Raw genomic sequence first — 6,955 nt, 5'->3', positions numbered from 1 at the left:
TCGCTCGATAATCGAGTAGACTTACACCTCACAATGTAAGCCCCTCACAGAACCGTACGTGCGGCTTTGCCGCATACGGCTCTTCATAATAATATTTACAGTTTCAAAACAAGCTGACATAAATCTTTGGCATTTCCAATGGATAATATTTCAGCATTTCAATGAATCCTTCTCTTGTATAACTCTTTCTGTCACTTCGTCTGTTCAGCACCTTAAACAGAAGTTGCTTCATATTTTTTAACTAAATATCTATAAATGAGCAAATACCGAAAAGTGCACAAAACTCATAATTTATTGTGCGCATTATGCGGACAATAAATTGTTTAATCCTCTTAATGTCCGTGTATAGCAGATTTGTTTGTGCAGTTTTTCAAATTTGCTCATTTATAGTAAATATGCATTCTTTATTTTCATCTCCTAACACAACAATTTTCCCATCCACATCATAAACATAAAAATCATGCACAAATTTCGCCAATCCGCATTCTTTCAATTCATCCGCAATTTGCTGCGCTTTCTCCCGCGTAATCTCTTCCTGATGCAAATATCCAACATGCACTTCATACTCAAATCCTCTTTTTTCAAAGAACTCCAAAAGCTCTTTCTGCACTTCCTGCGGATTTTTTCCTGCCTGTCTGATTTTTGCTAGATCTGTATTTATTTTTATTCTGGATCTCTTTTGAATCATTTGTTTTCCTCTTTTCCTGGCTGTTTAACCTACTCTGCCGTAAAGGTTTCGTCCTTGAAAAGTTCTGCCCAGGCAACAACTTCATCTGCATCAACAATCATCCCGCCTAAGCCAAGATTTGCGTAAAAATACTTCTCAGCTTCGTTGTATCCGCCAACAGTCCATTCATATTCATCTTTTGCACTTTTCCATACCAAAAAACACCATGTGCCATCCTTTGGCAATCCTTTTTCCGAAACAAGATGCCATTTTTGTACACTCAAATTAAAATTCATTTTCTTCCCTCCTCTGCGTATTGAAACTTTTTTGAATAACAATCACAAAAAATATCTACTTAGTCAAAGTGGATATTCTCAATCCGCTTCGCTGCTTGCTTGATTCGATTAAATGAGACTGTCGCGATCTGTATAAGCACTAAGACTGTTTCTTTGTATCATCACAATTTTCTTACTCAAATTATGTCGCACTTTCCGTTATTCTGCAAGCGAAAACAAGAAATTTCTCTACAACTTTATCACAATACTGTTCTCATATTTTCCACCATAAAGTATTTCTCTTCTGTCCGCCTAATTTGTTCTGATGCATTTTATTCTGCATAATATTCTTCCCCTGTATCCAGGCAAATCACCGCCAGTCTTCCATTATTTCCGCCTGCTCCGCAGTCAATCGCAATGTGATTATTTTTCTTAAAGATATATCCGGGTCTGCTGTTTCCAAGAATATTCTGCGTAGGGGTGTGCCCGCTTACCACAGTAATGTTTTTGAAATATGTGATGTCAAAATCGGTTCTTTTCCACACAAGTTCCTCCACAGAATACTCCTCAAGCTGCCTTGATTCCGAAAAATGTTCCAGCCCTGCGTGAATCAGCCAATATTCCCCATTATTTATGATTTTCTTCCCATACGGACGAAATGCTTCTATATATTCCACTACCTGTCGACGCTCTTCCTGCGGAAGTTTCAAGAACTCCTGAATTGTGCTGATTCCGCCGTTCAACGTCCATTCTGCAAAGGACTGACGTGCCTGTGATGACAGTTTATGAAGAAATTCCTTCGAAAGTTCCGGTACCAGAAGTTTCAGACAAGGAAGAGCCATGAGCTCATGGTTGCCCATAATGGGAATGATATTAGGGTTTGCCATCATATATTTCAAGGTATTCATGGAATCCGGCCCCCGGTCGACTACGTCACCAAGTACATAGAGTATATCATCTTTTCCAAGGGGTATCTGCTCCATCAGGTTCCTGAACAGCTCATATTGTCCGTGAATATCACTCATCGCATAAATCATTTACTTTTTTCCATCTCTCTTACAAGATCACAAAGTTCTTCTTCCCAGTCGCTGATTTCCGAATACCAGATACATCCATACACACCTGGAAGTTTCATATTTCTTGAGGAACATACGATAATGTTGGTTTGATTTCCCTGCGCCTGCAGAATCTGAACTAATTTTTCTCCCGCTTCTGTGTCGCTGATGGCTCCTGACCTCATTGGAAAATGCATATCTGTGATGATCAGATTGAACGGCTCTCCTGCGTTTTCTGCATCTTTCAACATTTTCAGACCATCTTCCACATTAGACACCTGCTCAACCGATGCCACACCACAGCGATTACCTAAGATTTTTCGAATTGCATTTGCCTTATAAACACTGTCCTCGAAGTTCAGAACTTTCATATTCTACAGCCGTCCCTCTCATTTTTGTTGTTTGTGCTTTTCATACGCTCGTATCTTCTGTTCGCTTTTGTGTTCTTTCAGAACACCATTTAGATTCTATTTTCTACTTCCAAGCACCATATTGAATGCATCATAATTCTGCGTGTTGTTTCTGCCGCAGAACACCGCATATTCTATCGTTTCGAAATAGGATGCATATTTTTCCTGTACACTCCGAAATGCCCGTGCTACAATTCTCGGCGGGTTGCAGAAAGCGCCACAGCCAAACGCGCCTAAAATCAGAACTTCCGCTCCGTTCGATGCTGCCGCCTGAAAAACACGTTCCAGTCTTTGCATCTGAAGTTCGTACAGTGCTTTCTCATTAATCTTAACCGGCGCATTTCCTGCGGACGGGTTCATGGCATTGCTTGGTTTCTTTCGGAGGTTCGGGGCCGCACAGGTAATGATGTCTACCTGATACCAGTCTTTTTCTTCCATTCGTTCCGGTGCAGAGGTGTCGGTCTTAAATACGACGACTTCTGGTGTATACAGCAGATCATCATTGTAGCGTGGATCGCCTGCTTTCCGATGCGGTTGATAGAACTGATGCCACATCGTTTTTGTATCCAGGCATGGATAAAGTGTGCTGCATCGGCAAAGGCATTCTTCCTGTGCCGTACTTCCCCGTGTTACACCGCCGCCGGGATTAGTTGCAGATGCAAAATTCAGGACGCAGACTCGCTTTCCGGCTTTTGCGTATGCAGAGGCGGCTTCGAAGCTTCTTTTAGATGAAACAATCGTTTTGCAAGATGATTTTCCAGGTTCTGGAAGTGCAATTGCCTGCGATGGAACATACAGCTTTTGGTTCTGAATCGAAAACTGAACTGCCTGCTGGAGCTTCTGGTTTGCTTTTATCAAATCCATGGAGTCCTGAAAGATCGCGATATTATTACTTCTTCTATCCATTGCAATTCTCCTCTCGTATCCCAGTCACACAATGCTGTTCTGCTGAAAATTATACACCTTATCCTCCAACTTCGTTCAGGCTTTTACATAGTCCGCATCGATAAAGCAGCCCCTTGCCTGTCGAAATGCACCTGGCTGCTTGCCGCCTTCCGTGGCATATAATCCTGTATCCCAGCAGCCTGCTGATAAGCTGTTGTCTTTCAGGATCAATAAGCATACCTCGAAGTCATTTGGATAATCGCCATCCTTTATGTAGTGGAACCCGGTGAATGTAACGCGAATATTCTCTGCCATGTTTGCTGTCTTTTCTTCCATCTTTTTTCTCCTCATGGTAGGCTTTTTCTTTTGAATATTGCCATTTTATCTCATATCGAACGGAAAATGTTGACAGAAACTTGTCCGTATATAAAATTCAGGGCAATATCTCTGCCCTGAATTTTATAACAAATTGTAACTATTCAGAGCCCCATCCCGATTCCGCTTACGCTGCATCTCTTCTTCCATCACACAACACTGTTTTAAATGAAATGCAATCCCATACTGCACCATTTTTTTATAGCCCTCCCGCCACAGTGTCTGCGTATAATCTTTATCCCGAATCTGCTCCAATGCCTTCCGGCAATCTCTCTCCAGATCTTTTTTCTCATCTGTATACTTCACTTCTATCACAATTCCTGTTTCTGCATTTCCCGTTTCAATCACAATATCGCTGAATCCTTCTCCCGATTCTCGATTGGAAGATACACGCCAGTCATTTTTATAGCTTAAGATTCCAAGCAGAATTCCATGATAGAAATTTTCTTTCAGTGATTTCCGCACAAAGGTATCGCGTACGCTGACCGTCATCTGCAAATACAAATTCAAAAGGCTTTCCACCTCTGCTGCTTCTCCGTCAAAAAGTGCCTGGCAGAACTGTTCTACCATTTTTCCGTCTTTTTTTACTTCCTGCTGAAACAGTGTAAGAATCCGTTCTGTTATGATATTTCGAATTTCCCGGTTTGGAATTGCTAGGCAATAGCGGCCATTACTTTCTCTTCCGCGCTGCGTCAGGTATCCTGTCATGAAAAGTGTACTCCACAGGTGATCCATGGTCGAATACAGGTCATTGTAGGTAACCATTTCGTCGATTTGTTTGATCACTGTTTTTCCATTTACCAGCCATTCCAGTTCTGTTTTTGTGAGCATATCCGGTTCATTGATACTGTCGATAAAATGATGAATCACACTGTTCCCGCTTGTATTCATCCAGTAATTTTCCGGCTCGACCTCTGGATTATGGATATGATCATTGCAGTAATTCACAACATCCCATGGACAGTACACATCTGCTTTTCCGAATCGGTATCCGTCATACCATTCTTTTACCTCGTCATATCGGTCATCCATTTCATAGTCATGTAGCATGGTCTTTACTTCTTCATCTGTAAAACCGAAGGTTTCATCAAATTCTGTATTTGTAATCGAATATACTTTGAAATTGTTCAGTCCGGTAAAGATGCTTTCTTTTGCAATTCGCAGGCAGCCCGTCAAAACAGCAAAGGCAAGACTGCTGTTTGTCTTTAGAACATTTCCGAACATATTTCGAAGCAGCAATACCATTTCATCATAATATCCATTTTCATGGGCTTTTGCCATCGGAACATCGTATTCGTCAATCAGGACAACCACTTGCTGTTCATAGTGAACTTCCAACAGTTCTGTCAGTTCCTGAAGACTGCTGGTAATGGTGTCTTCTTCCATATTTCTTGTCAGAAGTTCTGAAAAAAGTGCTTTATCAACCCGGCTCAATTTGTCACTTTCCAGAAGAAATTGAAATCTTCTTGCCTCACGATTGATTGTTTTTATGAGCTGCGCACGGGCTTTTTCATAGGAATCGGCATCAATTCCTTTTAAGCTGATGGAAATAACGGGATATTTTCCCATATATTGTTCACAAATCTCTGTATTCTTATAAATCTTCAAGCCGTCAAAAAGTGCTGGATCCGTTCCAATTTCAAAGAAATGCTGAATCATACTCATATTCAGGGATTTTCCAAAACGGCGTGGGCGCGTAAAAAGCGTGACCTCACTTCCGTTATTTAAAATCTGTTCTACAAGGGAAGTTTTATCTACATAATAGTAATTTCCATTGCGAATCTTTTTAAAGTTGTCAATCCCGGTCGGGAGTTTTGGTTTTCTCATCTTGAAACCTTCCTTTCCAACTTTTGCGGCTTTTAACACCTGCGACTGTGCTTATGTTCTGATCTCTATTTTAGCTGGTTTTATTTGCTTTGGCAATGGTTCTTATCGGTTTCTAATCTGTCCAATTTTTTATGATCTTATATTGGCTCCTGTCACTAAAAAGAGCTGAATAGGAAAGCAAAATAAAAGCATTAAACTTTTCCTATTTAAATAATTTAATTAAAAATTTATATTACTTAATTATAAATATTAATCCCAAAGCCAATCATTTACATTTCCTTCATAATTTCCATTTGAATCCCAAGAATCACCAGTTGAAGGATTATAAGAACCTTCAGTTCTATTTCCGTTACTATCTTCTTGCCAAAGATTAATATTATCAGAACTTCCATAATAACTTCCACCAGATGAACTCGATCCACCATTGTAATCATTTCCAGAACTAGAATCATAGCTAGAACCACCAGAATAATCAGAGCTTGAGCTTCCGCCACTGTAACTATAATCATTACTGTCGTCATAGTAACTAGAACCACTTGAAGATGATCCGGAACTTTGTTCAGCAGCTTCTTCGGCAGCTTTTCTTTCTGCTTCTTCCTGAGCAGCTTTAGCAGCAGCCTCTTCTTCTGCTTTCTTCTTTGCTTCCTCTTCAGCTTTCTTTTTAGCCTCTTCTTCAGCTTTCTTACGAGCTTCTTCCTCGGATTTTTCAATAGCAGTTACTCTATCATTGTATTTTGTTACATAATCATCAATCGTACTGTTATATTTGTCAAAGCTGTCCTGCTCAACGGTATTATAATTTTCGAAGTCATTTTTCAAGATATCTTTGAATGTCGTAAATTCGCTGGTAGCGTTTTTGAGTGCTTCCTTATCGTCCACTTTTTCAACATCATCACCAATTTTATCCGCAATTATTTTGATCGTGTCGTCATATTCGGAGACAAAGGAATTCTTCATCTGCGCAATAATTTTTTCATAGTGTGCAGAACATTCCTCATAATCGCCTTCTGTCTTTTTATACTTTTCCGCACTCTCCATCTCTTGTTTCAATGCTTCCAGTTTTTTATTTCTGTCTTCTTCTTTTTCAAATCTCTGATATTCCCCATCAATCTCACTGTTTTTTGTCTCAATTGCCTGTAAGCGAAGCTCCTCCTGATGACGGTCATACGCTTTCTTTGCAAAAACTCCGATGACACAAATGCAGACAATCGCAATACCAATTACAGCAAGCATGATGACTGTCTTTTTGTTTTTGTTCTTTGTTTCCATCTCGAAACACTCCTCCTTTTTCTTTCTGTTTCCCGAAAAATCCATGTTTTCTATGTTCTTTTCCATATTTTTATTGATTTTTCGTTACTCATTTTTTCATCACATTCATTATATCGCAGCTCGTTTTTCTTTACTATTTCTTTTTATGTAATTTCCAAAAAATCCTCACTCTTTGATTTCACAAGATTTTAA

General features: G+C 39.8%; 8 protein-coding genes. All 8 read right to left on the bottom strand.

What is annotated here, in order from left to right; all coding sequences use genetic code 11:
- Positions 1 to 370 precede the first annotated feature (370 nt).
- The 8 genes from DXA93_RS16335 to DXA93_RS16300 all read right to left on the bottom strand — a co-directional run bounded on the left by DXA93_RS16335 (position 371) and on the right by DXA93_RS16300 (position 6,763).
- Entirely contained in the window at positions 371 to 688 is a 318-nt protein-coding gene (locus DXA93_RS16335) for a hypothetical protein (protein ID WP_055228080.1), read from the bottom strand.
- 29 nt (positions 689 to 717) lie between these two features.
- Positions 718 to 963, bottom strand: a complete 246-nt coding sequence (locus tag DXA93_RS16330) for a hypothetical protein (protein WP_055228081.1) — start codon at positions 961 to 963, stop codon at positions 718 to 720.
- 311 nt (positions 964 to 1,274) lie between these two features.
- Positions 1,275 to 1,979 carry a metallophosphoesterase gene (locus tag DXA93_RS16325; protein ID WP_055228082.1) on the bottom strand — a complete coding sequence of 235 codons (705 nt, stop codon included), beginning with the start codon at positions 1,977 to 1,979 and terminating at the stop codon, positions 1,275 to 1,277.
- Positions 1,976 to 2,368 (bottom strand): response regulator, encoded by a 393-nt coding sequence (locus DXA93_RS16320; RefSeq protein ID WP_055228083.1) that lies wholly within the window; start codon positions 2,366 to 2,368, stop codon positions 1,976 to 1,978. Before DXA93_RS16320 ends, DXA93_RS16325 begins: the two co-directional genes overlap by 4 nt.
- Before the next feature lie 96 nt (positions 2,369 to 2,464).
- The gene (locus DXA93_RS16315; RefSeq protein ID WP_119208788.1) at positions 2,465 to 3,313 is read right to left on the bottom strand and encodes a TIGR02452 family protein; all 849 of its coding nucleotides are present in this window, start codon (positions 3,311 to 3,313) and stop codon (positions 2,465 to 2,467) included.
- 75 nt (positions 3,314 to 3,388) lie between these two features.
- Positions 3,389 to 3,628, bottom strand: coding sequence for a hypothetical protein (locus DXA93_RS16310; protein WP_117814644.1), 240 nt, complete (start codon positions 3,626 to 3,628; stop codon positions 3,389 to 3,391).
- A gap of 123 nt (positions 3,629 to 3,751) precedes the next feature.
- Positions 3,752 to 5,494 (bottom strand): AAA family ATPase, encoded by a 1,743-nt coding sequence (locus DXA93_RS16305; RefSeq protein WP_119208786.1) that lies wholly within the window; start codon positions 5,492 to 5,494, stop codon positions 3,752 to 3,754.
- Positions 5,495 to 5,743: 249 nt separating this feature from the next.
- A complete protein-coding gene (locus tag DXA93_RS16300; protein ID WP_147399561.1) occupies positions 5,744 to 6,763 on the bottom strand; it encodes a hypothetical protein in 1,020 nt (339 codons plus the stop codon).
- Between the last annotated feature and the right edge of the window lie 192 nt (positions 6,764 to 6,955).

Origin of the sequence: Blautia sp. OF09-25XD (assembly GCF_003482095.1) — a bacterium.
GTDB classification, from domain to species: Bacteria; Bacillota; Clostridia; order Lachnospirales; family Lachnospiraceae; genus Fusicatenibacter; species Fusicatenibacter saccharivorans.
Note: the sequence above shows the minus strand (reverse complement) of the source record. Positions and strands in the feature narration are given on the sequence as shown.

Bases quoted from the DNA above. Each gene is read 5' to 3' on its own strand.
- DXA93_RS16325 (WP_055228082.1), bottom strand. From the start codon at position 1,979: ATGATTTATGCGATGAGTGATATTCACGGACAATATGAGCTGTTCAGG.
- DXA93_RS16315 (WP_119208788.1), bottom strand. From the start codon at position 3,313: ATGGATAGAAGAAGTAATAATATCGCGATCTTTCAGGACTCCATGGAT.
- DXA93_RS16330 (WP_055228081.1), bottom strand. From the start codon at position 963: ATGAATTTTAATTTGAGTGTACAAAAATGGCATCTTGTTTCGGAAAAA.
- DXA93_RS16305 (WP_119208786.1), bottom strand. From the start codon at position 5,494: ATGAGAAAACCAAAACTCCCGACCGGGATTGACAACTTTAAAAAGATT.
- DXA93_RS16300 (WP_147399561.1), bottom strand. From the start codon at position 6,763: ATGGAAACAAAGAACAAAAACAAAAAGACAGTCATCATGCTTGCTGTA.
- DXA93_RS16320 (WP_055228083.1), bottom strand. From the start codon at position 2,368: ATGAAAGTTCTGAACTTCGAGGACAGTGTTTATAAGGCAAATGCAATT.
- DXA93_RS16335 (WP_055228080.1), bottom strand. From the start codon at position 688: ATGATTCAAAAGAGATCCAGAATAAAAATAAATACAGATCTAGCAAAA.
- DXA93_RS16310 (WP_117814644.1), bottom strand. From the start codon at position 3,628: ATGGAAGAAAAGACAGCAAACATGGCAGAGAATATTCGCGTTACATTC.